This is a genomic window from Phocaeicola plebeius (assembly GCF_003437535.1).
Lineage (GTDB): Bacteria > Bacteroidota > Bacteroidia > Bacteroidales > Bacteroidaceae > Phocaeicola > Phocaeicola plebeius_A.
In genome coordinates this window covers 40397-63712 of sequence record NZ_QSQT01000002.1, presented here as the reverse complement: position 1 = coordinate 63712, position 23316 = coordinate 40397, and the positions used below count along the sequence as shown (strand labels likewise).

Genomic DNA, 23316 nt, shown 5'->3' with positions numbered 1-23316 from the left:
TTTTATTTTAGGTAACGAGTCTACTCAGATTAGAATTTAATATTCACATTGAATCCATAACTTTTGCGTGAAGGCAAAGAACCATATTCCAATCCCATACCTGTAGTATTATTATAGTTAGAGTCTGGGTCTATGTTAGGAATATTTTTATACACGATGAACGGGTTACGTGCTACAAATGAAATGGTCAAGTTATCTACTACATTCTTCAGAAGCTTTTTCGGGAACTGGTAAGTTAATGTCAGCTCACGGCATTTCACATACGAGTTATCATAGATAAACATTGAAGGGGCATTTCGACAAACACTCATCCAATAATCTTCAGGATTAATGTATATATCATTCGGACGATAAGTTCCATCGCCATTGTCTATTACTCCCGGAGCAATAAATCCACCAGTAGGTTTCCAGTCAGGAGAACCTTTCGGGAATCCGGCTGCCTTACGCTGTTCTTCAGAACGATACCACTCTTCACGGCCCTGCAGTGTTTCCAAAGCCTTACCGGACTCATAAGCAGAACGAGCAGACATAGAATAGAGATCTGCACCCACTTTCACATCAAACACAGCAGACAATGATAAATTCTTATAAGCCAAAGTTGTAACAAGACCACCTGTCCAGTCCCATGATGCATTACCTAATATATGTGAGCTCTTATCATACATAGGCAGACCTGTCGACGGATCAATAAGAATATCTCCATTCTCGTTACGCTGGAAGTCCGGGCCAATGATAGATCCATAATTTTCACCCACCTTAGCCGCTACCTGCACATCAAGCCATGACGCTTTTTCAAGTTCAAACATATCCACTCCATCTACCAGCTCTTTTACCTTATTTTGGTTTTTAGAGAAGTTTAAGTTCAAATCCCAAGAGAAGTCTTTTGTTTGAATCAAACGAGTATTCAAAGCTATTTCAATACCCTTATTCTCTATTTCACCCGCATTAATCAAACGATAGTTGTAGCCTGAACTCCAGGAACTGGCCATACCCATAATTTGATCCTTACTAATCTGAGAATAATAGGTGAAATCCAAACCAATCCGGTTATTCAGGAATTTTGTTTCCAAACCTACTTCAAAAGAATTCGTTCTAGTGGGTTTCAAATTCTTATTAGGCACTGTATTATTATTTATATAACCTATTGTATAACCTGGATATGTATATTTAGACTTTGTATAAACCAGTCCCAACTGATACGGATTGGTATCGCTACCAACTTGTGCCCACGACATACGGATTTTTCCATAAGGTAATGCGTTCTTCTTATTGATTATCTCTGAGAAGATAAAGCTACCTGAGAATGAAGGGTACAAATAAGAGTTATTATTCAAAGGCAAGGTAGAAGACTGGTCAGCACGTAAAGTTGCATCAAAATAAACCATGTGCTTCCAACCTAAGTTTACAGCTCCATAAAGTGAATTAATCTGTTTACGATATGTATTTTGCTCTACACTAATTTCATTAAAACTAAGTAAAGCGATTACATCACGAATCTGCATATCCTGCGCTGTAGTAATAGTAGTCAGATTATCCACTTTAAAGATATTACCTCCCAAAGTTCCATTAAAATCAAAATCACCCCATGTATTGTTATACAAGGCCAACAACTCAAAGTTATACATACGATTTTCGAAGGTACTATTCTGCAAACGGCCAGCCTCGAATCCTGGAGTAGTCGGAGCCTGATAATCTTCAAAAGTGAACCAGTTCATTTCAGTACCCAATGTACCTTGCAACTTCAAGTGGGGATTAATATTCCAAATAGCCTTACCGTTCAAACGGAACTGGTCTTTTTGGGAAATATTCTGATTTTTATATACGCCCCAATATGGATTTACATTATAAGGGTCCATTCCGTTCCAGTTGCTATATTCTCCATTTTCATCCTGATAAGTCTTTAACCATGCCTGATCATAAGTTGTGGCTAATGTCATCAGGTTCTTTCCGATATTAGCTTTACTGTCTCCCATAGCAGGACGGTTTTTCACATCTTCACGTGTATAGTTCACGCTAAAATCCAAATCAACTTTTGATAAAGAAGTATTTGCACGCAAAGAGAAATTATTACGGCTCATATGAGTTTTAGGAACAATATCCTTATTTCTCATATCTGTATATGAAAAACGTACCCCCGTTTTACCATGACTAGCACTGATTACCGCTGTATTAGTAGCTGTCAAACCGGTACGGAAAAATCCTGAAGTATTGTCTGGAATAATCAAATACGGACGTGATACCCCATCAAAATAAGTCAGCATGTTATTTCCATCTGCTTTTGGTCCCCAACTCGTATTGGTATTTGATATTGCATCAATACTATATGTACCATTGCTACCCATACCATATATTTGCTGAATATCATTCCACTTAGACAATTGTGTATCAATAGTCAAAGTTCCATTATATTCTACACTGAATTTTTCTTTCCCATCCGCTTTCTTTGTGGTAATAAGGATAACTCCATGGCTCGCACGGCTACCATACAAGGCTGAAGCAGCAGGACCTTTCAAGACAGAAATATTTTCAATATCATCTGGGTTAATACTCGAAATGCCATCACCCAAATCATATCCGCCATAAGTTCCAGCACTTCCATAATTCGTATTATCCAAAGGTACCCCATCAATCACATATAATGGCTGATTATTACCAGTCATTTCTGTACTACCACGTAAAATAACACGCGTAGATCCAGAAGGGCCACTGGCTGTCTGGCTTACTACCAAACCAGGTACACGTCCTGCCATAGAATTGATTACATTCGTTTCTTTCGCCTTAGTAAGAGATTCTCCTTTAACTTCTGCAACTCCGTATCCTAAAGCCTTTCTCTCTCTCTTAATACCCAAAGCTGTCACTACAACTTCATCCAATACCTGGTTATCTTCCTTCAAGGTAATTCTCATCGTTCCAGTCGTTGCTTTTACTTCTTGTGAGGCATATCCCACATAGCTGACTACAAGAATTGCACCTGGTTTTACATCTAAAGAGAAACGGCCATCTAAATCCGTAATTGTTCCGTTACTCGTACCTTTTTCAACTACGGAAGCTCCAATAATCGGACCTTCGGAATCTGTTATAACACCTGAAATTTTAGCTCCTTGCTGAACCGCTAACAAACAATCTGGAGCATCTGCCTGTACATACGGAACTCCTCCCAACATAGATAAGGAAAAAGCTCCACACATTAAAACTTTTTTACTTACTGTTTTCATAGATTTATGAATTTAATAAAACTTATTGTTCCCAAAAAGCAAACCATTTACCTATAGATAAACAGAAACTACCAAGAACACAGAAAACAAAGATTTTTTACACATGCAAATGTAAATACAAACAATTTACTCCAAGGTCTGATATGTATTACAGTATACCTTCAATTGTAGAATCAACATTTCATACCCTATTTTTAGACATAAGACACCCCTGCCTATATAGCAGGAATTCAAATGAATATTATCTTTGCAAATAGAATATAACAAGAATATTTTACTATTTTTGTTATATGATTAATTAAAATGAGTAGTCCTTTATTTAAACCTAGTAATTCTATATTAAAGATACAATTAAATGAAAGCACAGATATTGTTCATACTTTGTTTTATATTTAATGTAACAATTGCGAAAGAGCATTATCAATTCCGACATCTCACTACTTCTGACGGTTTAGCTGATAATGAAGTAATAGATATGCTAAAAGACAACGAAGGCTTTCTTTGGTGTGTGACAAGCAGTGCCATAAACCGTTTTGATGGATACAATGTAAAGCAATATTTAAAAACTGAAGATGGAACAGATTTATCAACTTCTGTCAGTCAGATTTTAATTGATAAAGATAATAATATCTGGATAGAACGTTTTGGCTATTACTTCACATACAATAGGGAAAAAGACTTATTTGTCAATGCACAACCCTTACTTCAGAAATATCAATTGCACAGCGGCGCAAATCCACAAACAATTATTACTGACGATCACAATAATTTATGGTCATACAATGGAGAAACAATGAAAGTATATTCTTTCAGTACCCAACAATCTCATACCATAAAAGATTTGCCCGAGAACATAACTTTTTTCAGTGTAAAAAAAGATAAACTATTTTACATCGACGGAGAGAATAAATTTCATATAACAGATCTATTACATAAGCATACAAATGCCATTATTCCACTAAACGAAGCATTAGGTGCAGAAAAATTCTTGAGCTATAAATTTTATGTAGACGACAACCTCGACATTTGGGTATATAGTTCCAACACAGAAGGACTTTGGCTGTTCTCTCAAAATACAAATAACACATGGAAGTTAAGTACAATAGGAAAAAATACCCTCCTTCTAAAAAATAAGGTTATCAGTATTTGTGAAGATAACTTCCATAAAATATGGATTGGATTAGAATATGACGGTATCAGTATTTATGATAAAGAGAAACAACAACATACCCATATTTCACAAAACCTGTCCCCTTACTCATTAGGAAGCAACAAAGTATGGTGCTTTTACTATGATGATGAAAACACTATGTGGGTAGGTACAATGCGAAACGGAATATCCTACTACAACCCACACTTCTTCTCTTTCTCTAAAACCATGCTCCCTTCCACTTACGATACTTCATGTCAAGTGGAAGATCATGAGCATAATTTATGGATTGGTACAGACGGAGATGGAATCTATAAAGTAGATCCTAATGGGAATATTACCACTTTTAAGAAAGAGCAAAATAATTCATTTAGCAATAAGATTATTTGCATGCACGTAGATGCCCAAAACAGAATATGGATTGGCACCTATCTGGATGGATTCGGCTATTATCAGAATAATTGTTTCCATCAACAACCTTTTTCTGATAAATTTCCAAGAAATCCCGTCAACAACAGTATATGGAGCATCACTGAAGATAATAAAGGAAATCTCTATTTAGGGAACTTAAAATGTGGCCTGCATATATTTAATCCTAAAACAGGATATTTTCACACATTTACTCCACAAAATTCCAGTCTTGTCGATCCGCATATCATGAACGTATTTTTTGACAAAAAGAACTCCATATATATGGCAACCTGTAATGGTGTTCACGTCATAAATACAGAGAATCATGAAATAAAAAATATACGCCACAACTATAAGAACTCACAATTCATCCAAGATACAATACAGAATAACGTCTACATAGACAGCCGAAATCTTTTGTGGATGGGAGGAAGAGAAGGGCTTACTATATTCGACACACGTCTTGATACGATTTACTATTTGAATAAGAGCCACAGACTGGAAGGAAATTTTGTACGAGGCATCACCGAAGATAACAACCAAAATATTTGGGTAGTAACTACAGATGGAGTTACTAAAATAGAGATACAAGTAGATCAACATGGACATGGCTATACATTTCATTGCCTCCCATACGCCAAAAACGACGGGTTACAAACCTCTGATTTCGTACATAACTCCATATATAAGTCACAAAACGGTCATATCATAGTAGGAGGAAATGGAGGATATTACGATATTAATCCTAATATAAAATACAACAAAAACATATCCAAAGTCATCTTTACAGAATTAAAAGTTCTGGACACAACTATTAATGTAGATTCCTTATATAATCATCACAAAATATTAAGCCAGAATATTGAACTTACAGACAAAATAACGCTCAAGTACAATCAAAATACTTTTAAATTAAGTTTCTCAACCATGGAGTACGTACGTACTCATGATATTCGGTTCTCCTACCGATTGAGTGGAACGAACAATCAATGGATTTCACTCGAAAGCAACTATATTGCTTTTAACAATATGGCTCCAGGAATATATGAGCTAGAAGTTCGAGCTACCAACTCTGGAGGACTATGGAGTAATCCCTCCACACTTCTCATCAATATTGAACCTCCTATATGGTTAAGTATTTATGCCAAAATTTTATATTTACTCTTGGTTATCACACTATTCTCCTATGTATGGTATCGAAAGGAACAAAAGCACAAACGAAGAATGCACTATAAGGAAATGGAGTTTGAAGCTAAAAAACAACATGAAATAGATGAAATGAAACTAAACTTTTTCACTCATCTAAGCCATGACTTCCGTACCCCACTATCTTTAATTATAGCTCCACTAGAAGAAGTGCTCAAAACTCATCACAACGAAGATATTACATCAAACTTGAATATTATTCATAAAAATGCTTTGTCCCTTCTGAATTTAGTGAACCAAATATTGGATTTCCGTAAAATTGAAATACAAGAAATGAAACTGCATCCAGAGAAAGGAGACTACATTGAGTTTATAGACGATATTATCAAACATTTTTCCGTATATGCAACCACTTATCAGATTACTTTAACCTTCGAAAAAGAGATTGACACTTTATCTATGGCATTTGATAAAGACAAAATACATAAGGTTCTTATGAACCTTTTATCTAATGCTATAAAATATGCAGGTATTCCTGGTAAAATTACAGTTAAAATATGGATCGAAGACGAAAAAGTATTTACTAGTGTAGCCGACAACGGAAAAGGGATAGAAGATAATGAGAAGTGCAAGGTCTTTGATGCTTTTTATCAAATAGCTGATGAAAAATCATCGTATGGAAGTGGCATAGGACTGCATATTGTAAAAGAGCTTCTCTCTTTACATCATGGAGACATACATATAGAAGACAACCTGCCAACAGGAGCTAAATTTATATTTTATATTCCTATTACTCCCATGGAGCAAATTGTAGAAACAGAATTTCATATCCAACCGACCGAAGAAGAAATGGTATCTTTAGAATCAGAGGAGAAAAACGAAAATCTGGATCAAAACACCCTACTCATTGTAGAAGACAACCAAGACTTACGCTTATTTTTATCCGATTCTCTAAAAAAGGAATATCATATTTTTTCTGCAGTTGACGGACTACATGCATTATCTATTCTCAAGAAAGAGCATATTGATATGGTCATTACGGATATTATGATGCCTAACATGGATGGGATTGAACTATGCCATGCCATAAAAAGTGACATCAAAATTTCACATATACCAGTTATCATGCTGACAGCTAAGAATGATATTGAACATATAAAGAAAGGACTAACTGAAGGAGCAGACGATTATATTGCCAAACCCTTCAACCTGAATATTTTAAAACTTCGCATCAATAAAATACTTAAATGGAAACAAGAATGCCATAGAAAGTTTTCTATTGCAGATATACCAGTGAGTGACATCACCTCAAGCTCATTGGACGAATCTTTCATTCAAAAAACCATCAAGACTGTAGAAGAACACATCGAAAATCCTCAATTCTCGGTAGAAGAATTAAGTAGCATTATTGGTATGAGCAGAAGTAACTTATACAATAAACTCATGTCTATAACAGGAAGTTCTCCAAGCAAATTCATACGCATCATACGGCTTAAGAAAAGTCTGAAACTACTGGAGAAAACCCAGATGACAGTCGCAGAAGTAGCTTACAAAGTGGGATTTAATACTCCAAAAATCTTTACACATTATTTCAAGGAAGAATATAAAATGACTCCTACGGAATACAGAAAGAAAAAAGAAGCATCCCCTAATGAAGCGCAATAGCAATTTTCTAGATTTTCTCCTACCAGCTTACCATTACAAAGTAGTCACATATTGCGGAACAACCTGCACTGAATCAACCCGAACTACCGAACCTTTGGAAAAATCAGGAACAGCTTCTCCCGGCAAATCAGACAGGAAAGGTGCATTTTTCCGCAACGGACGAATGTAAAAACTCAGTTCCTCATCAGTCAGTTCTTGCTGGAAACGTTTCAGACTAATCTGCCAAGGGGCTCCATAATAAAAGTGATCCAACACCAGCTCACCCTTCAAGAAAGCCATGGCCACGTCGCCTGTATAATCCAGCCGCAAGAAATAGTCATTTACCTGAGGATATTCCTTTCCGGAAAAACGAACTGCCAACCGACGGCTTCCAACCTTACGGAAGGTATATTCGGGCTGCACGGAAGGAACTTCTTTCATCTGTTCCTTAAAGCCTTTTGCCGAAGAATATTCTACATAACGGAACACCGGGTCTCCCATATTCAGCAACCGTACTCTTCCTGCTTCCGGCAGCACCATGGAAGAAGTTATCAACAACTTACCGTTGATTTTACAAGCATTCAAAGCCTGTTCGCGGGTCAGCGTGGTTACTTTAAACCGTTTTCCACCGGATGTCTTCACCGTAAACGTACTTTTTAAGCCTGCTTCCGGAGTATAACAATATTTTCCGGCTACCGTAGTCTTGTCAAACACAAATTCCGGTTGAATACCTTCCGGCACAAAGAAAAAGTAATGGTCTGTCCCCCTGTCATCCAGTTTCAGCAATAACTGAGCGGTGGCATACTTCAACAAGGCATCTTCCATCTGAAAATTAAACGGCAGAATCAGGCTCTCATCTTTCGGCAGAGTAAACGTACCTTGCGAAGGAATACGAAGTGTTTCATCCGCAAACTTCAGCCGTAAGCACAAATCTTTCTGGTCTACCCGAGCCGTATCGTGGTCTTGAAAGTTCACCATAAACACGAAACCCGATTTTCCTCTTACCCGCGCCGCATATCGCAACGTTTCCCGGTTATCCGGAGTCATCCGTTCATATCCCTTCGGAAGCACCGTTTCCATCGGTGCCAGCTGGCTGGAGAAATCGTTCAGGAACAGATGCAACAGGCGCAACGCACGATAAGAACCATGTTCCAAACCAAATTCTCCCAAGGGAGCCTGAAAATCATACGATATCTTGGGCATTCCCATCGGTTCATCGCTGAAAAAGGCCGTAGGTCCCATTTTCGGAGTAGAACCTCCATGATACATATAATACCCGATGCCATTGGCACCGCTCCCCAGCGTACGCACCATCAACGCCTCTGCGGCCTTAGCCGTGACAATAGGGCGGCGGGTATAAATCATCTGAATGCCGACTCCCATTTCTGCACAGAAGGAAGGATATTTCTCGGTGTCATAACGCACCGGTGCATAATCGGGATTCTTCTGAATATCCTTGAACATGCAAAAAGGAGACATACCCGGTTTGGCCCAGAAAGGATATGTATAGGCAGCCGTCACAGGAATGGCCTCCTCTCCGATTACAGCTGCATTACCCCATCCGGTAGCTGTGTACAAAGGTGTCTGAATTCCGGCCTCTTCGGCCATCTTTTTCAGCGTTTTCATGTGCAGGTTACCTAAATCAGCCGTCGTGATTTTCTTGTCCTGTACACTCACTCCTATCATCGTAATATTGGCATCATAAGTGGCCGACGTCATGTCCTTCGGTTCGCCCGGATATGTAATTCCCCAAGGAGCCGCCGAATGCTGGTGTTCATTTTCTATCTGCGTGCCGATAATCGTTCCACCGTCTTTATAATACAATCCTTCCAACTGTCGGCCAATCTCTTCATAAAGCCGTTTCACATACTTCAGGTAGTTCGCATCGTTCGAACGAATTTCCAAGGGCTTGGCAAACAACCAGTCGGGAAGTCCTCCGTTTCGTATTTCCCCATGACAGAAAGGACCAATTCGTACCACCGTCCACACATTATGTTTCTGACACAATGACAAAAACTTACGAAGATTTCGGTTCCCTTCCCAATTAAATACGCCTTCCTTTTCTTCATGAATACTCCAGAATACATACGTAGGAATCACCGTTACTCCTCCTGCCTTCATTTTCAGAATTTCTTCTTCCCACTGGCATTCCGGATAACGGCTATAGTGGAACTCTCCCATTACTGGAATAACCGGCTTTCCCCCTACCGACATATAATAGCTGTTTACCTCAATACGCTCACCGGAAGGATTACTTCCTCCCAACTTCAGGTGCCCACTATAAATTGTCTTTTCCTTGACAGGCATATCCAGTTCATACACTTGCTGTGCCATGGCCAGCATTCCCGTCATCATACATATAATTGTTCCCGTAAATCGATTCATTGTTTTTCCTAGTTAAAGTAAAAAAATGAGACATAATATCTTCAATTCAAAAGTACCGCCTCAACATACACGAAAAAATGGAATCTTTTACGGAATACATGTAATTTTTTGCGACCATACTATCACACGTTTTCAACAGATACACGCAAAGCTTTTATATTCTTCCCCAAACGCAAGTACATTTCAAACGGAACGTAAGTACATTTTACCTGAAACGCAAGTACGTTTAGATACAAACGTAAAGGCGTTTACCTCCAAACGTACTTGCGTTTTTCCGATTACATCCAATCGGACTATATAAACTTAATAGTCAGGATATTACAGACCAGTTTACATTTTTCTTACGAAGTTCCTTCAACTGTTGCCAGATAATTTGATTTTCCGGTTTCATGCCTTCAGGGTCGTCATCCAGCAGGCGTTCAGCTATTTCACGGACATACTGCAACAACTGGCCGTCTTTGGCGATGTCAGCAATTTTCAAATCGAAGGCGACCCCGCTCTGCTGGGTACCTTCCAAATCGCCGGGACCACGTAGTTTCAGGTCGGCTTCGGCAATTTCAAAACCGTCATTGGTCTGTACCATGATTTCAATGCGCTTGCGGGTTTCTTCCGTCAACTTGTATCCGGTCACTAAAATGCAATAGGACTGGTCGGCACCACGACCTACTCGTCCACGCAACTGGTGGAGCTGGGAAAGTCCGAAGCGTTCGGCATTCTCAATAGCCATCACCGAGGCATTGGGTACATTCACGCCGACTTCTATCACGGTAGTGGCCACCATAATCTGGGTTTCGTTGGCCAAGAAACGCTGCATTTCTTCTTCTTTCTCGGCCGGTTTCATCTTACCGTGCACCTTGCTGACCTTGTACTCGGGAAACTCCTCGCAGACGTGCATGTAACCCTCTTCCAGGTTCTTGATGTCCATCTTTTCGCTCTCCTGTATCAATGGATACACGATGTAGACCTGACGGCCTTCCTGAATCTGTTTCCGCATGAACTCGTACATGCTTTTCCGGCGGTTGTCAAACTGATGAATGGTCTGGATAGGCTTTCGGCCAGGAGGCAATTCATCAATGACCGACACATCCAGGTCGCCATACAAGGTCATGGCCAGCGTACGTGGAATCGGAGTGGCCGTCATAACCAGTACATGAGGAGGACGGGTATTCTTAGCCCACAACTTGGCTCGCTGGGCTACTCCAAAACGATGTTGTTCGTCAATCACCACCAGTCCCAAAGAAGAGAAGTTGACGGTATCTTCAATCACAGCATGCGTACCAATCAAGATATGCACATCCCCTGTTAATAAGTCGCGAAGAATCGTTTCACGACGCTTTCCTTTCACGTTGCCGGTCAACAACTCCACCCGTACAGACATCCCATTCAGAAAGCGACGGATGGTTTCATAATGCTGTGTGGCAAGAATTTCCGTCGGAGCCATCATGCAGGCTTGGAATCCGTTATCCAAGGCTATCAGCATAGTCATCAGGGCTACTAATGTTTTTCCACTACCCACATCGCCTTGCAACAAACGGTTCATCTGTCGTCCACTGCCCATGTCGCGACGCATTTCCTTGATTACACGTTTCTGTGCCCCCGTCAACTGGAAAGGCAGGTGATGCGCATAGAAGGTATTGAAAATTTCATCCACCCGTTCAAATACCAGTCCACGGAATTTATTGCGACGTTCTTTGGTATAACGGAGAATATTGAGCTGTACGTAAAACAGTTCCTCAAATTTCAAGCGATACTGTGCCTTACGAAGAAGTTCCGGATTCTGCGGAAAATGAATATTATACAACGCATCGGTCAGGGGCATCAGCTGATGTGCTGCGATTAAAGAGGGACTTAGCGTTTCCTCAAAGCTTTCTTTCTGCAAGGCCTGAAAAAGATTTTTCATCAGCTTTTCCAGCGCATGAGAATTCAGGCTGGTACGCTTCATCTTTTCCGTAGTATTGTAATAAGGCTGAAGCCCCATGGTAGAAAGGGTCAGTTCTTGTGTCGGGTCAATATCGGGATGCGCCACGTTGATACGTCCGTTGAAAACCGTGGGCTTGCCGAACACAATGTATTCTTCGTTGGCTTTGTACTTTCCAGTGATATATTTCAATCCTTGAAACCACACTAAGTCCACCACTCCCGTACCGTCGGAAAAATGTCCCACCAGCCGGCGCTGACGACCTTCTCCGAACATTTCAAAACTCAGAATCCGTCCGCGCAACTGTATGTAAGGCATGTTGCCGTCTATCTCATGGATGTAATACAGACGACTGCGGTCCACATACTTGTATGGGAAATAATACAACAGGTCGCGTAAGGAATAGATATTTAATTCCTTATTCAGTATGGCCGCCCGCTGCGGCCCTACTCCTGGCAAATATTTCACATCGCGTGTGGATAGGTCAAACATTAGTCATCGATAAGAGATTCTGCTACTTTCAAGTCAAAAGGCGTGGTGAGTTTGATGTTCTCCCGGTTGCCGGATACCGGATGTACAGGCTGTCCCAATGCTTCCACCACCGAAGCATCGTCGGTAAAGAAGGGCTTGTAGTCCTGGGCATAGGCCCGTTTCAACAACTCCACAGTGAAGACTTGAGGAGTCTGCACCAGCTTGTAGTCATTGCGTGATACAGTCTCACTTCCTCCTTCGGGCAACAAATGACGGACTGTTTCCACTACATCTGTTACCGGAACCACAGCCTGCAAAGTGGCTGCCTGCGCATAACAATTCGCAATGACTTCGGCAGAGACGAAAGGACGTACCCCGTCGTGCACACCGACCACACCGTCTTCTTCCACCAGTGCCAATCCGTTCTTTACGGAATGGAAACGCGTTTCTCCACCTGCCGCAATACGGTGAGGCAACGTAAAGCCGTATTCAGCACAAAGGTGCTCCCAGTAGGAACGCTGTTCCACCGGAAGCACCACAATCAATTCAATGTTCGGGTCACAGGCATGAAAAGTTTCCAGCGTACGCATCAATACCGGCTTTCCTTTTACCGGAATGAATTGTTTGGGAATCTCTCCCCCCATACGCAGGCCTTTTCCTCCCGCTACCACTATCACATATTTCTTCATTAAGCCAGCAACATTCCTTTTTTCACTTCGAGTGCTTTTTCTGCTCCTGCAAATTTCTCCAGGATAGTAAAGCCAAAGGCAGGTGCGGCACCCGGACCTTTACCCAAAATGAAGTTGTCGACTACTTCCACCATATTTCCTGTATATTCAGCTCCTTCCAGGAACTTGTCGAAGCCCGGATAGCAGGTAGCTTTCTTGCCTTTCAGCAAACCGCGCTTGCCATATACCATCGGAGCGGCACAAATGGCAGCCAACGGTTTTCCGGCAGCCGCAAAGCTCATAATCAGTTTGTCCAGTCCGGCATGTGCATCCAAGTTAGTAGCACCCGGCAGTCCACCAGGAAGAACAATCATTTCTACATCTTCCTCCTTCAGTTCTTCGAACAACAAATCAGCCACAATGGGTACCTGATGAGAACTGATGACCGTCTTGTTTCCAGTGACAGACACCGTTTTTACGTTCAATCCGCCTCTGCGCATAATATCCAACGGAAACATGGCTTCCATTTCCTCGAAACCTTCAGCCAAAAAGATACAAACTGCTTTCATAAATCTATTATTTAGAATTAAAAGTTTTATTTCAACTTAAAGTAGTACGTAATGGTACCGCTCTGATTATTCACTCCATCCACCGCATTAAAGCGTGCTTTTCGAGCTGCCTCTTCCGCCGCTCTTCGCAATGCCGGATTCACTGTGTTCGTCCGTTTGTTAATGCTGGTACTGATGACCTGTCCGGCTGGATTCACCACAATGGTTACAACCACACGTCCTTCATCCTGCACATTGTAGACGGGTACAGGAAGCTTTCCACCTCCCAAAGTTCGCCCGTTCAGGTCGAATGTGCCATAACCACCTACACCACTCGTTTTTCCAGTAGAAGAATTTCCTGTAGGACTACCCTGCAGTCCGGCTCCGGCGGCATTTCCTTTGCTCCCCATCTGAGAACCTTTTCCAAATGCCCCAGCAATGGCATTGGCCGCAGCCTGAGCAGCCGCTTTTTCTGCTTCTGCCCGTTTTTCAGCCTCTGTTTTCTCCTTCGGCTTATTCACCTTCTGCGTTTCAGTCTTTACCGGTGTCTTTTTAGGTTGTTCCTTCTTCGTCTCTGTTTTAGGCTTTTCTTTCTTCACCTGCAAAGAAGGTTCATCCTGCTGCGTAATCATGGGCTGTTCCACCTCTGGCTCTGCTGCAGCTTCCGGTGCAGAAGAAGGAGCTTCCGACGGCATGACATCCACCTCGGTCATCGTATAAGGGTCGGCATCACCTGCAGCCAGTTCCGTATTGCCTAACATGACGGGCACACCGCCTTCCTCCTGTTCTGCCGGAACGGTCAGCTTCAGAAGAAACAGCAACAGCAGCACCAGCACGTGCAAAGCCACCGTACATACAATTCCGATTACCTTATTTTTTTTCAACGTTACTCTGTTTTAGTTTTTATCCGGACGGCGAGTCGCCAGGACCATTTTAAAATGATTCTCGTTCGCAATATTCAGCACCCGCACGATTTCCCGATAAGGAATCGATTCATCGGCATACAATGCCACATACATTTCCGGTTCTTTCCGAGCACATTCCTGAAGAAAAGCCGTCACTTCATCAATGGCCAGCGGCATTTCATCTTCGTTACCGAAAGCCCCGTAATAATTCAGGTCCTTATCTATAATCACCCGTGCCATAGGTTTAGCCGAAGTCTGCTCCGAACCTTGCGGCAGAAGCACCTTGATGGCATTCGGCGATACCATGGTAGAAGTAATCATAAAAAATATCAGCAGCAGGAAAATCAAGTCGGTCATAGACGACATGCTGAAGCTGGGTGATATTTTCTGTCTTCTCTTTAAAGCCATACGCGATTATTTTTCAGTCGGTTCATTCAGCAAGTCCATGAAAGCCAGCGTACGTGCTTCCATCTGACTTACTACCTTATCTACACGATACACCAGATGATTATAGGCAAACATCGTAGCAATACCTACTACCAGTCCACCCACCGTAGTAATCATGGCCTCATAAATACCACTTGACAAAAGGGTAATATCAATGTTGTTTCCAGCGTTAGCCATATTCCAAAAGGCACGTACCATACCGGTTACCGTACCCAAGAATCCCAACATCGGTGCCCCACTTGAAATGGTAGCCATAATGGACAAACCATTTTCCAGCTTGGCCACTTCGATGTTTCCGGTATTTTCAATGGCAGCCTGCACATCGGCAACCGGACGTCCCATACGTGTGATTCCTTTTTCAATCATACGTGCAGAAGGAGTGTTCGTAATGCGGCAATAATTGATAGCCGATTTGATTTCTCCCGATTTGATATAATCACGGATACGGTCCATAAACAAAGGATCATCCTTTCCAGCCTTGCGGATAGCCACCGCGCGTTCAAAGAAAATATAAAAAGCAATTACCGACATCAAAGCCAGTACAATCATAATCCAGCCTCCTTTGCAGGCCATATCCCAAAGATTCATCTGCGGTTCCCCCGAAGCAACCGGAGTCAACACCGGATTTGCTCCGGCCATTGTATCGGCTACAGCTTGTGCGGCAGCCAGTAAAGTTAATGTCATCATAATTTAACGAAGGCAATTTTTATATTCTTCAATGGTTTTCTTTAATCCTAAATAAAGTGCATCACAAATCAGTGCGTGACCAATAGAAACTTCATCCAGCCAAGGGATATTATCATGGAAATACTTCAAGTTCACCAGACTCAAATCGTGTCCGGCATTCAATCCCATTCCCAGTTTATGTACTCTCTCAGCCGCTTCTATAAAAGGAGCCACGGCTGCTTCCGGATTCTTGGGATAGAGTGAGGCATAAGGTTCCGTGTACAATTCCACACGGTCGGCTCCTGTCTTGGCCGCATACTCAATCAGTTCCAGGTCTGTACCTACAAAAATAGAGGTACGTATGCCTGCTTCACCGAACGTATCCATCAATTCTGTCAGGAAAGCCTGATGCGTTTTGGTGTCCCATCCACAATTCGAAGTAATCTGGTCAGGAGCATCCGGCACCAAAGTCACCTGTGTAGGTTTTACTCTCAGTACCAGGTCGATAAACTCTTTCGAAGGATATCCTTCGATATTGAATTCAGTTTTCAACACCGGGCGCAAGGCATATACATCCGCATACCGGATATGACGTTCATCCGGACGTGGGTGAACCGTGATACCTTCCGCCCCGAACAGCTCGCAGTCCAGCGCTACTTTCTCTACATCAGGGTTGTTTCCACCTCGTGCATTACGAAGCGTAGCCACCTTATTTATATTCACACTTAATTTAGTCATATTTCATGAATTTCGTTATCTTTTAAGAAGACAGGAAACGGCTCGGCATAGTCCTATCGAAAAACTTTGTTTTTCGTTTGTCTCTGCTCTCGCCTTTCACTATCTTTGCATCAACAACGTGCAAAGTTAGCAGGTTTTACGAGAAACTTGACATGTTTATTCTTAAAAAGATTGATAAAAAAGACACATTCTATGCAGCGGAAGATGAAATTCGCCCTCTTTGGAAATACGTATCAGGAGCATAAATCGGCTCATGTAACCCATCTGCTGGAAATCCTCCGGCGCAAGGAGGCACACATTTGTATCCATCGTGAGTTTTATGAGTTCCTTCGCCTGCACACAAACGCAGATTTAACCAATTTAGAGATTTTCAACGGTCATGACTTTACCGCCGACATGGCACTCAGTGTAGGAGGAGACGGTACGTTTCTGAAAACAGCCAGCCTGGTTGGCAACAAGGAAATCCCCATATTAGGCATCAATACCGGACGATTGGGCTTCTTGGCTGACATTTCACCCGACCAGATGGAAGAAACCTTCGACGAGATTTATCAGGGAATGTATCTGGCAGAACCACGACGGGTACTGAAACTTACCTGCAACGGCCAGGTACTGAAAGGTTATCCTTACGGACTGAATGAAATCGCCATTCTGAAACGAGACAGTTCTTCCATGATTACCATTCGTGCCTATATCAACGGGGAACTGTTGAATGTGTATCAGGCAGACGGGCTGATTGTGGCCACCCCTACCGGCTCTACAGGCTACTCCCTCAGTGTAGGCGGTCCGATTTTAGTACCTCAGAGCGGTACCATCAGCCTGACTCCCGTAGCTCCACACAGTTTAAACGTACGCCCCATTGTCATTCGCGACGAGTGGGAAGTCACACTGGAAGTAGAAAGCCGCAGTCATAATTTTCTGATTGCCATCGATGGCCGGAGTGAGACCTTCCGTGAAGGTACCCGACTCACTATTCGGAGGGGAGAATACTTCATCCGCATCGTCAAGCGCTGCCACCACTCTTTCTTCAATACCTTACGTGAGAAAATGATGTGGGGAGCCGATTCACGCAACTAACTATCCATCATACAAATACACAAAAAGCCGGAGCGTTCAACTTGTCACTCCGGCTTTTTGTGTATGTATACCTTACAGTATCCTATTTGGAAAGCTGCACATCATAGCTCTTTCCTTCACGGCAAGTAAACTGCAATATGGTGTGCTTCTTGTCCGATTCCAGCACCTTCACGGCAGGATGAGATGCCACATTCCATTTCCCTTTCAAAGTGATGGTTACCGGAATCTCCTTACTCTCGTCATCAATCCACGGGCGAGAATAAATACTACGTTCAATGCGTTTGCCATTTTCATCAAAGGCCTCATCACTCGGACCGCGATAGAAAGCCATATCCGGTTGTGCCACGGTCAGCACCAGTTTTTTCTTGTCCACCTGCTTTACCATAGCCAGACAAGAAGTATCCGCCTTCTCAATGAAATCACCTGGCAAAGCCTTCTGTGGAGTTTCAAAAAGCACGTATGAAGTCAAATGTTCTGCACTGGAAGTCACGATATGCGCATTCCGGTCTCTCTGCAACACCTGATAAGTCGGTTGTTTGGCAAACTGTGTCAAACCTTGTTCATCAGTCTGCGGCAACACCGCATATTCATACGAAGCCCCCTGAGGTGCTTTTCCGTGATTGAACACCAAAGATACCCAATCGCCGGAAGTCGGTTTTACACTACGTTCACCAACTGTTACCTGAGGGAAGTTCTTTTCAAACTGTACATTTCCCGGTACATAATACCCCACTCCATTAGGAGCCAGATACGTATGTCCGTTATCCTTCCAGTTGTCCCAATATGCTTTTTCTTCCGGCGTAATGGCAGCCAGCTGGAATACAGTAGTTTCTGTAGGATAGTCCTGATTGACATTCTCAATGTCAGAGCCAAGAGCTACGATGGTATTTCCAAAGAAATGATACGAAATCCGCGCACGGTGCGAACCGTTGTACTTATCATGTTCGTGCAACTTCATACCAAAGTTTCCATTCTCACGTTCTTGAGAAAGCCCTCCGGCAAATGCCTCATCAGAATACAGCATTTCTTCCATTCCGGAAAAAGCATCCACATTCAGCACTTTCGCACGCAACTGGTCAAAAGGCAGATGAATGGAAGTAGCACCCGGAATTCGGTTCCAGTCGAATCCGTTTTCCTGCCAGCCACTCGTTGTAAAGGTTACTCTTTCTCCCGGCTGAGCAGTCAGCACCTGCATGCTGCCATAACCCAAGTATCGTCCATAGAAATTGGCATCCAAGTAATGCTCGGCATCCCATAAGTAACGTGAATGACCACGTACCACTGCCGCCCAGTTGTTCCGTCGCTGTACAGACACACAGCCATATCCCAACGCTAAATTTCCCTGCGGGTCTTTTTCAGGAGTAAAGCCTGCCTTCAGCAGTTTCTTCTCCAGCTTGCGTTCCAGTCCGGCCGGTGCCTGCGGTAAATAATCCGGTTCATTGGCACCCGGTTTTGCCGGTTCTCTTACCAGACGCAGGTAAGCAGCAGCCATATCGGCATCATACTTTTCTTTTCCGTCAGGAGTTCCAGAGATAGCCATCATGGCATACTGTACCGGAATCAGCTTTCCTTTTCCATTGGGGTGACGTCCCGACATTGACAGCGGGAACTGTTGCTGGTTACAATAGAAACGCATGGTCAGCAACACATCTTTTACAGTCTGATGAGCCAGTTCAGATACCGCAAAAGTTGTTCCGCTCATCAGGTAAATCATGTTAGTTGCCCCATCCAGACCTCCAACCGCATACGCAGGATAGTTGTTACGGTGATGGAAAGCAGCCCCGTCACTCTTGAAGGCACCTGCCAATCCCGGAGCCGGACGGCATCCGTAGTCAATCCAGCGTGAGAAGGCACGCAAGTAACGAAGTTTTTCCGGCGTATCCTCCATCATCAGAATGCTGGCAATGCGTCCGGAAGTCTGCGTGTTAAAGGAATCCATGTCAATACCGTTTCCGGTCGGCTTTGGATATACTTCATTCGTAATGGCATACCAGCGCATAGTAGCTTCCGCTTCCGCCAGACGATTTTCTTCACGCAGCACATCCTTCATCAGGAAATAAGAAAGATACAAACTGCGTACACTGTATCCATAATGATGTATGTTTCCCCAGCAGCTGCCATACGCTACTCCCTGGTCGGTGATATGGTCATACATAGCCATGAATTTCTGGCGCATTTCCTGTTTCACCTGTGCGTCCTGCGCGTTGTGATATGCCACGGCAATGGCTTTCATCAGGTCGAAATAAGCCTTCATTTCCATACCCAGTTTCGTAAACATATCCTTGTTCCAATGGGGAATCATACGCTCGTATGCTTCCGACTGACGTACCATAAAAATAGGCAGTCCGCTCACCTTACCATTTTTACATACAATCTTATAGGCATCATACTTCCGGCGAATTTTGTCTATCTGTTTTTGAGACAATTTACCCGGTGTATAAATCAAATCCCGGTAGCGCTTTTCCATCAGGTGCATATCCTGAAGCTCTTTTTCTGAAACCGGTTTCAAAGGTAAATCCGATTTCCACAATGAATGCGGATAAATCACCAGCCAGTGATTGGTCGTTCCTTTATGCACAAAAGGTACCTGTACATCGGCAGCCTGCTGACGCGCGTCTACCTTGCTGGCCGGAATCAGATGATCGATAAAAAGTTCCCCTTCTACATCCGGTGCCAGTATCCTCAACTCATTCATACCTTCTTCCGGCGTACCTTCCATATCGCGTTCATAGCAAACCCATGCCGCGCGCCATCCGGTGAAGTTTATGCCGAAGGGAAAAGATGTACATACCTTTCCATCCTTCAAGAATTGAAAGGTTATTTTCTTATCTACTGCCTTCTCGTTATACACCCATACAATAAAAGCCGACAGATACGTATCTTTTCCCGTCGGATCTTTGGCTTCAAACTTCAAATCCTTTTTCAGGGAAAGGACAGCCCCCGGTTTATACGTCCAACGCAGGGAACGGCTTCCATCTTTATAGTGTTCATCACTAAGAGATAAAGTCGACCCTGCGCCGGAGAGTTCCTGCGGTACAGCTTCTTCAAAAGAGAGCAACCGCTCATGCTTTACGACCTGTGCTGTCAACTCACCAGAGATCGCAAAGAAACTTAATACAGATGCTAGATTAATAAAAAATTTTCCTTTCATTTGCACCGTTCTATATAAAATTTAAGTATCGATGCAAAGATAGTATTTTTTATCATTTAATTGTTGTCTTTTTGACGGATTTCCACACGGCGGATTTTTCCACTGATGGTTTTCGGCAGTTCATCCACAAACTCAATGACACGCGGATACTTGTAAGGAGCTGTCACCCGTTTCACATGGTCCTGCAATTCCTTTATCAGTTCCGGTCCGGCCTTCTGCTTGTAGTCCTTTGCCAATACGATAGTGGCCTTTACCACCTGACCGCGGATTTCATCGGGCACACCGGTAATGGCACATTCCACTACTGCCGGATGCGTCATCAAGGCACTTTCTACTTCAAACGGGCCGATACGGTAACCGGAGCTCTTGATGACATCGTCGGCACGTCCTACGAACCAGTAATAACCGTCTTCATCACGCCATGCCACATCGCCCGTGTAATAGATACCATCGTGCCAAGCCTCACGGGTAAGTTCAGCATCACGATAATATTCCTTGAACAAGCCTAATGGTTTACCTCTATCCGTACGTACCACAATCTGTCCCTGTTCTCCATCTTCCGCTGAACGGCCGTCTGGTTTCAACAAGTCAATGTCATACTGCGGATTAGGCACACCCATACTTCCCGGTTTCGGTTCCATCCACGGGAAAGTAGCCAGCGTCAATGCCGTTTCCGTCTGTCCGAATCCTTCCATCAGACGGATGCCCGTAATGCGTTTGAAAGTCTCATATACAGAATAGTTCAACGCCTCGCCCGCCGTCGTGCAATATTCCAGTGAAGACAAATCATATTTCGACAAGTCTTCCCGAATCAGGAAACGATAAATCGTAGGAGGTGCACACAGTGAAGTAATATGATAATCATGAATCTTTTGCAGAATATCTGCCGGAGTAAACTTCTCATGGTCGTATACAAAGATATTGGCACCGGCAATCATCTGTCCGTACAGCTTTCCCCACACTGCCTTTCCCCATCCGGTATCTGCAATGGTCAGGTGCAGACTGTTTTCATGCAGATTATGCCAGAAGCATCCGGTAGCAATATGTCCGAGCGGATAAGTAAAGTCGTGTGCCACCATCTTCGGCTCCCCGGTAGTTCCCGAAGTAAAGTACATCAGTGAAATATCCTCGTTGGTATTCACATGTTCCGGACGTACAAAAGGAGCGGCAGCTTCCATACCCTTATGGAAATCTTCAAAGCCCTCCGGATATTCCGGACCGACACTCACCAGGCGTTCTACCGTAGGAGAATCAGGCATGGCTGCCAGAATATGTTCTGTGATGACCGGTTCACCGGCAGCCACAATCATCTTGATACCGGCAGCCTGACAACGATATACAATATCTTTCTTTGTCAGCAAGTGTGTAGCCGGAATGACCACTGCTCCCAACTTGTGCAGAGCAATGATAGAGAACCAAAATTCATACCGGCGTTTCAAAATCAGCATGACCTTATCTCCATGACCTATTCCCAAGCTCTGGAAATAGGAGGCGGTCATATCGGTATATTTCTTCAAGTCCGCATACGTAAACTGTATATGTTCTCCTTTGTCGTTTGTCCACAGCAACGCATTTTTATCGGGCTGTTCAGCCGCCCAGGCATCTACCACATCATAACCGAAATTAAAATTTTCCGGCACCTTCACTTTAAAATTCGCAATGAAATCCTCTTGTGAGGTAAAGTGAGTTTGTTCAACAAATCTTTCTAGCATATTTCTTTTCAAAATTAATTACTACATAACGATGGCGAGGAACTTCACCGCTTTCCCGTCGAGCGCCTTCATTCCGTGAGGCAGTGAAGAATCGAAATACAAACTGTCTCCCTGCTCCAGAATCAGATCTTTTCCGTTTATGCTCAACAGCATCCGGCCCTCAATCACCAAGTTGAATTCCTGTCCGTAGTGCGTATTATAATAAATAGGTGTATCCTCCGGCTTGGGCTCTACCGTTACCAGGAAAGGATCGGCCTTGCGGTTGCGGAACCCTGAAGCCAGCGACTGGTATTTATATGCCTTCGTACGCTCCACCGAAATACCGGTTCCCCAGCGTGTCAGGAAATAAGCATTCATCTTAGGTTCTTCCCCGAACATCAGCACGTCAAGCGGCACGTTGCACTTCCGTCCGATTTGCTGCAACGTACTGACCGCAATGTCACACTCGCCCGACTCAATCTGCTTATATTGTTCCACCGGCAATCCACATTGTCCGGCCATGTCCTCTACACTCAAATCCAGCGCATCGCGTAGTCCGCGGATACGTTCTCCTATTTGTCTTATTTGTTCGTCCATAGTGCAATTTTTTAGTTATTCGCTCAAAATTACGAAAGATTATGAAAAACCAAGAAAAATATTTCGAACTTTGTAACCGAAAATTTTAAAACCATGATCAGACAGGATTACATCATACGCATGATTCAGGAAATATTTGCCGCAATAGCCAACCTGATTCTCCGCCGGAAGCACATCAGCAAGTCGGACTGGGAGGAATATGAAAGTACGGCACGGCAAGTGCTGGAGGTCACTCCCCAGCAGCTGGAAGAAATGGACGGACAAACCATACTGGAAAAATACAGTCAGGAAAAAGATGGCATAGAGAAGACCGAACTAGCTGCCATGATGTTACTGAAAATGGCAGAAGACACCGAAAACATCGTGCCTAAAGCCCGACTTCGTCAGGAAGGACTCTACCTGCTGAAATATGTGCAGGAACATGGAAATACCTATTCCCTACCCCGCAACCTGCTGATTCAATTTTTACACGCTAAACAATAATATCA

At 43.1% G+C, this 23316-nt stretch carries 15 protein-coding genes; 3 read left to right on the top strand and 12 right to left on the bottom strand.

Translation table 11 applies throughout. The features are described from left to right. Positions 1–29: 29 nt before the first annotated feature. Entirely contained in the window at positions 30–3215 is a 3186-nt protein-coding gene (locus DXD04_RS01610) for a SusC/RagA family TonB-linked outer membrane protein (RefSeq protein ID WP_117670288.1), read from the bottom strand. 355 nt (positions 3216–3570) lie between these two features. Between DXD04_RS01610 and DXD04_RS01605 the strand changes: the two genes are divergently transcribed. Continuing rightward, positions 3571–7587, top strand: a complete 4017-nt coding sequence (locus tag DXD04_RS01605; RefSeq protein ID WP_117670286.1) for a hybrid sensor histidine kinase/response regulator transcription factor — start codon at positions 3571–3573, stop codon at positions 7585–7587. Positions 7588–7620: 33 nt separating this feature from the next. Here the strand turns inward: DXD04_RS01605 and DXD04_RS01600 are convergent, their stop codons facing one another. From DXD04_RS01600 to DXD04_RS01565, 8 genes are all read right to left on the bottom strand, one after another. Then, positions 7621–9951 (bottom strand): beta-galactosidase, encoded by a 2331-nt coding sequence (locus DXD04_RS01600; RefSeq protein WP_259299489.1) that lies wholly within the window; start codon positions 9949–9951, stop codon positions 7621–7623. Positions 9952–10261: 310 nt separating this feature from the next. After that, the gene (recG, locus tag DXD04_RS01595; protein ID WP_117670281.1) at positions 10262–12361 is read right to left on the bottom strand and encodes an ATP-dependent DNA helicase RecG; all 2100 of its coding nucleotides are present in this window, start codon (positions 12359–12361) and stop codon (positions 10262–10264) included. Continuing rightward, complete coding sequence (locus tag DXD04_RS01590) at positions 12361–13029, bottom strand: 2-C-methyl-D-erythritol 4-phosphate cytidylyltransferase (RefSeq protein ID WP_117670279.1); 669 nt, start codon at positions 13027–13029, stop codon at positions 12361–12363. Before DXD04_RS01590 ends, recG begins: the two co-directional genes overlap by 1 nt. Beyond that, positions 13029–13577, bottom strand: a complete 549-nt coding sequence (locus tag DXD04_RS01585; RefSeq protein ID WP_022054611.1) for a DJ-1 family glyoxalase III — start codon at positions 13575–13577, stop codon at positions 13029–13031. Before DXD04_RS01585 ends, DXD04_RS01590 begins: the two co-directional genes overlap by 1 nt. Before the next feature lie 26 nt (positions 13578–13603). Continuing rightward, the gene (locus DXD04_RS01580; protein ID WP_117670277.1) at positions 13604–14440 is read right to left on the bottom strand and encodes a TonB family protein; all 837 of its coding nucleotides are present in this window, start codon (positions 14438–14440) and stop codon (positions 13604–13606) included. A 12-nt stretch (positions 14441–14452) separates the two neighbouring features. Then, positions 14453–14869: an ExbD/TolR family protein gene (locus DXD04_RS01575; RefSeq protein WP_022054609.1), complete on the bottom strand. Its 417-nt coding sequence runs from the start codon at positions 14867–14869 to the stop codon at positions 14453–14455. A 6-nt stretch (positions 14870–14875) separates the two neighbouring features. Then, positions 14876–15595, bottom strand: coding sequence for a MotA/TolQ/ExbB proton channel family protein (locus DXD04_RS01570; RefSeq protein ID WP_007564418.1), 720 nt, complete (start codon positions 15593–15595; stop codon positions 14876–14878). A 3-nt stretch (positions 15596–15598) separates the two neighbouring features. Continuing rightward, complete coding sequence (locus DXD04_RS01565) at positions 15599–16312, bottom strand: pyridoxine 5'-phosphate synthase (protein WP_117670274.1); 714 nt, start codon at positions 16310–16312, stop codon at positions 15599–15601. Positions 16313–16504: 192 nt separating this feature from the next. Between DXD04_RS01565 and DXD04_RS01560 the strand changes: the two genes are divergently transcribed. After that, complete coding sequence (locus DXD04_RS01560; protein WP_022054607.1) at positions 16505–17389, top strand: NAD kinase; 885 nt, start codon at positions 16505–16507, stop codon at positions 17387–17389. 82 nt (positions 17390–17471) lie between these two features. On the opposite strand, the gene DXD04_RS01555 is transcribed toward DXD04_RS01560, so the two are convergent. From DXD04_RS01555 to DXD04_RS01545, 3 genes are read right to left on the bottom strand one after another with little or no spacing between them, the layout of a single operon-like run. Beyond that, positions 17472–20540, bottom strand: a complete 3069-nt coding sequence (locus DXD04_RS01555; RefSeq protein WP_117670272.1) for a chondroitinase family polysaccharide lyase — start codon at positions 20538–20540, stop codon at positions 17472–17474. Between the two features lie 56 nt (positions 20541–20596). Continuing rightward, the gene (locus DXD04_RS01550) at positions 20597–22252 is read right to left on the bottom strand and encodes an AMP-binding protein (RefSeq protein WP_117670270.1); all 1656 of its coding nucleotides are present in this window, start codon (positions 22250–22252) and stop codon (positions 20597–20599) included. 21 nt (positions 22253–22273) lie between these two features. Then, positions 22274–22828: a helix-turn-helix domain-containing protein gene (locus tag DXD04_RS01545; RefSeq protein ID WP_117670268.1), complete on the bottom strand. Its 555-nt coding sequence runs from the start codon at positions 22826–22828 to the stop codon at positions 22274–22276. 93 nt (positions 22829–22921) lie between these two features. Here DXD04_RS01545 and DXD04_RS01540 point away from each other — a divergent pair, with 93 nt between their 5' ends. After that, on the top strand, positions 22922–23311 hold the full coding sequence (locus DXD04_RS01540; RefSeq protein ID WP_117670266.1) for a hypothetical protein: 390 nt from the start codon (positions 22922–22924) through the stop codon (positions 23309–23311). Positions 23312–23316: the final 5 nt, after the last annotated feature.

Bases quoted from the DNA above. Each gene is read 5' to 3' on its own strand.
- DXD04_RS01610 (WP_117670288.1), bottom strand. From the start codon at position 3,215: ATGAAAACAGTAAGTAAAAAAGTTTTAATGTGTGGAGCTTTTTCCTTA.
- DXD04_RS01605 (WP_117670286.1), top strand. From the start codon at position 3,571: ATGAAAGCACAGATATTGTTCATACTTTGTTTTATATTTAATGTAACA.
- DXD04_RS01600 (WP_259299489.1), bottom strand. From the start codon at position 9,951: ATGAATCGATTTACGGGAACAATTATATGTATGATGACGGGAATGCTG.
- recG (WP_117670281.1), bottom strand. From the start codon at position 12,361: ATGTTTGACCTATCCACACGCGATGTGAAATATTTGCCAGGAGTAGGG.
- DXD04_RS01590 (WP_117670279.1), bottom strand. From the start codon at position 13,029: ATGAAGAAATATGTGATAGTGGTAGCGGGAGGAAAAGGCCTGCGTATG.
- DXD04_RS01585 (WP_022054611.1), bottom strand. From the start codon at position 13,577: ATGAAAGCAGTTTGTATCTTTTTGGCTGAAGGTTTCGAGGAAATGGAA.
- DXD04_RS01575 (WP_022054609.1), bottom strand. From the start codon at position 14,869: ATGGCTTTAAAGAGAAGACAGAAAATATCACCCAGCTTCAGCATGTCG.
- DXD04_RS01570 (WP_007564418.1), bottom strand. From the start codon at position 15,595: ATGATGACATTAACTTTACTGGCTGCCGCACAAGCTGTAGCCGATACA.
- DXD04_RS01565 (WP_117670274.1), bottom strand. From the start codon at position 16,312: ATGACTAAATTAAGTGTGAATATAAATAAGGTGGCTACGCTTCGTAAT.
- DXD04_RS01560 (WP_022054607.1), top strand. From the start codon at position 16,505: ATGCAGCGGAAGATGAAATTCGCCCTCTTTGGAAATACGTATCAGGAG.
- DXD04_RS01555 (WP_117670272.1), bottom strand. From the start codon at position 20,540: ATGAAAGGAAAATTTTTTATTAATCTAGCATCTGTATTAAGTTTCTTT.
- DXD04_RS01550 (WP_117670270.1), bottom strand. From the start codon at position 22,252: ATGCTAGAAAGATTTGTTGAACAAACTCACTTTACCTCACAAGAGGAT.
- DXD04_RS01545 (WP_117670268.1), bottom strand. From the start codon at position 22,828: ATGGACGAACAAATAAGACAAATAGGAGAACGTATCCGCGGACTACGC.
- DXD04_RS01540 (WP_117670266.1), top strand. From the start codon at position 22,922: ATGATCAGACAGGATTACATCATACGCATGATTCAGGAAATATTTGCC.